The organism is Azospirillum sp. B506, assembly GCF_000333595.1.
In the GTDB taxonomy this organism is placed as follows: domain Bacteria; phylum Pseudomonadota; class Alphaproteobacteria; order Azospirillales; family Azospirillaceae; genus Azospirillum.
On sequence record NZ_BADK01000366.1, the window covers coordinates 1 to 2,677 of the forward strand.

Below are 2,677 nucleotides of genomic sequence, written 5' to 3' on the forward strand. Positions count from 1 at the left end.
GGGGCCGGCGTCGGTGGAGCCTGCATGTCGATCGTCATGTCCGTCGGCAGAACCGCCGCCAGCGCGCCGGTGCGCCGGCCCGCCAGCACGCCGCTGCCGGTTATCGACACGCGCTGATCGTCCGGGATTGGGGCGATCTTCGCGATCAAGCCGTCGGCCAGCGCCCGCGGGATGCCGGCGGCGCGCAGGCGGCGGCCCAGCCCTTCGCGCACCTCCTGGATCGAGGCGCCGGGCGCAGCCAGTTCCGCCGCGGACTTCACCCTGTTGAACTCGTCGGCGACGCGCTGGATGACGATGCTGATCTTCTTGCGGCCATAGTCGCTGGCGCCAAGGTCGAGCAGATAGCCGAGACGCCCGGCCGCCGTGCCGAACCGGCCGGCCAGCCGGGTCACCGTCTCCTCGAACGGCAGGTCGGCGCCGCCGGTCGCCCACACGGTCTTGCCGCGGCGGGTCAGCGATTCCGCCATCGCCGGGCCGCCCATGTAGCCGTCGAAGGCGATCATGCCGTCGGCGATGGCCGCGAAGGCGCGGGCGTCGCTGGCTGCGCCGGTGCGGGTCAGCGGGGTCAGACCGTCCAGGCCGCCGCGGATGCGGTTCAGCAGCGCCGCGCGCGCGCGGGCGAAGCCGAACCCCGTTCCATCCGACGCCAGGGCGTTCGACAGGGCCAGCAGCGGTTCGGTATGGGGCAGCCGGTCGTCCAGATCGCCGCGCAACACCGCCAGCAGCGCCAGGATGGCGGAGCCGAGGTCGGGCGCGTAGCCGATCAGGGCACGGATCGGCTCCCGCCCGTCGACGATCTCCGCCGCGAACTCGTCCACCAGACGGGTGTTCTCGCCGTCCTCCTCCTGGTGCAGGCGCAGGACGGCGGTCAGCTTTGCCCCCCACTCGCGATGCGGCTCCAGCAGGGTGCCGACGGCGTGGGTGACGATGCGGTCGCGCTCCTCCACCGGACGGTCGACGGCGGCCAGCAGCAGGCCGGAAATCCCGCCGCGCATCAGCGCCTGATCGAAGGGGGCCAGCGTGTCGGACTTCTGGGCGAGGTCCTTCAGCGCGGTGAACAGCCGGACGATCTGGTCGTAGCGTTCGTGCGGCTTCTGCCCCAGCATCGGCGCCTGGAGGGTGGCGAGCCGGCTGACCGCCGGGTTGAACAGCAGCGCCTCGCGCTCGAAGTAACGCAATGGATAGTAGCGGTGGAGCTGCTCCGAGGGAATGACGCCCTGGTCGTCCCAATAGCCGCGCAACAGCCGCAGCAAGGTCATCCGGCTGTCGAAGGAGAAAAGCTGCAACACGTCGGTGCAGAGGTTGGCCGTCTCGATCGGCGAGATGGTGGTCAGCTTGTTGCCACCGGAGGAGGATTTCTGGAAGATGGTCTCTTCCCGCCCGGTGCCTGTGACCTTCACCACGCGCACCACCGGGAATTTGGCAAGGCGCAGCAGGAAGTTGGCGCGTTCGGTCGCCGACTTCTCATCCTCGAAGACACCGTCGATGTTGGGCTTGCCGCCCTGTTCTACCACCACCTCGAAGCGCGCTTCGCGCCGCTTGGACATTGCCATGCCGTCCCCCTTGGCCCGCCCGCTTGGCCTGCACCTGTCGGACCGTCCCGATCGGATCTCCCTGTCCGACTTTCGGGCCGGCTACGTCCCTGTTCGCAATTTCCAGCGATTTTTCCCTAAACTACTTTATGAAAGCGTCCACCAGAAGCGGAAAGACCCGACCTTTGGCCGCAAATCCGTCCGAAAATTTCCGCCCCGGCGATCGGTTCCGCCGGCCGCTGCCGGGCCGCCGCCGGCTCCTCCATCTTCTGGGGACGCTGGCCCTGCCGGCAACGGGAATCCCGATGCCGGCGCTGGCGGCTGCCGCCGCCGCTGCCGATGGTTCGGAAAATGCGGCGGTCGGCTTTATCCTGTTCGATCCCGACAGCGGCCGGACGGTGGAGGCCCGGCGGGTGGACACCCCCTTCATCCCGGCGTCGGTGGCGAAGCTGCCGACGGTGGCGGCGGCGCTGGCCCTGCTGGGGCCGGACCATCGCTTCACCACCCGGCTGCTGGCAGCCGGACTGCCGGAGACCGGGGTGCTGCGCGGCGACCTGATCCTGCAGGGGGGCGGCGACCCGGCGCTGGCGACCGAGGGGCTGCTGCAGCTGCTGGGCGGGCTGGCCGCCGCCGGGCTGCGGCGGGTGGAGGGGCGGTTCCTGTACGACACCGCGCTGCTTCCCGAACTGGCGGAGATCGATGCCGGGCAGCCCTGGGCCGCTCCCTACAACACCGGGGTCGGAGCGCTGTCGCTGAACTACAACCGCGCCCTGCTGAGCTGGCGGCGCGGCGGCACCGGGCCGGAGGTGCTGACGGTCGCCGATGCCGGCCGGCTGCCGCTGGACAGCGTCACCGTGCGGCCGATGGCGGCGGGCGGCGGCTTTCCGCTGCTGCCGGACGGGGCCGACCGCTGGCTGATGGCACCGGCGGCGGGGGCTTCGGGGGAGGCGGCCAGCGCCTGGGTGCCGGTGGCCCGGCCGGGTCTGGCGGCCGCCACGCTGTTCCGCCGGTTGGCCGGCGATGCCGGCATCCTCCTGCCGGTGCCGGAGGCCGGGCGGGTGCCGGCCGGGGCAACGACGGCGCTGGCGGCGCTGGACAGTCCGGCGCTGAGCGACCTGGCGCGCGGGCTGCTGCGCCATTCCAAC

General features: G+C 71.5%; 2 protein-coding genes. One reads left to right on the forward strand and one right to left on the reverse strand.

What is annotated here, in order from left to right; all coding sequences use genetic code 11:
• Positions 1-1,553 (reverse strand): hypothetical protein (locus I71_RS11340; protein WP_042694968.1); only part of this gene is annotated, 1,553 nt, incomplete at its 3' end.
• Positions 1,554-1,837: 284 nt separating this feature from the next.
• Here I71_RS11340 and I71_RS11345 point away from each other — a divergent pair.
• A partial coding sequence (locus I71_RS11345) for a D-alanyl-D-alanine carboxypeptidase (protein WP_244433768.1) occupies positions 1,838-2,677 on the forward strand: 840 nt, incomplete at its 3' end.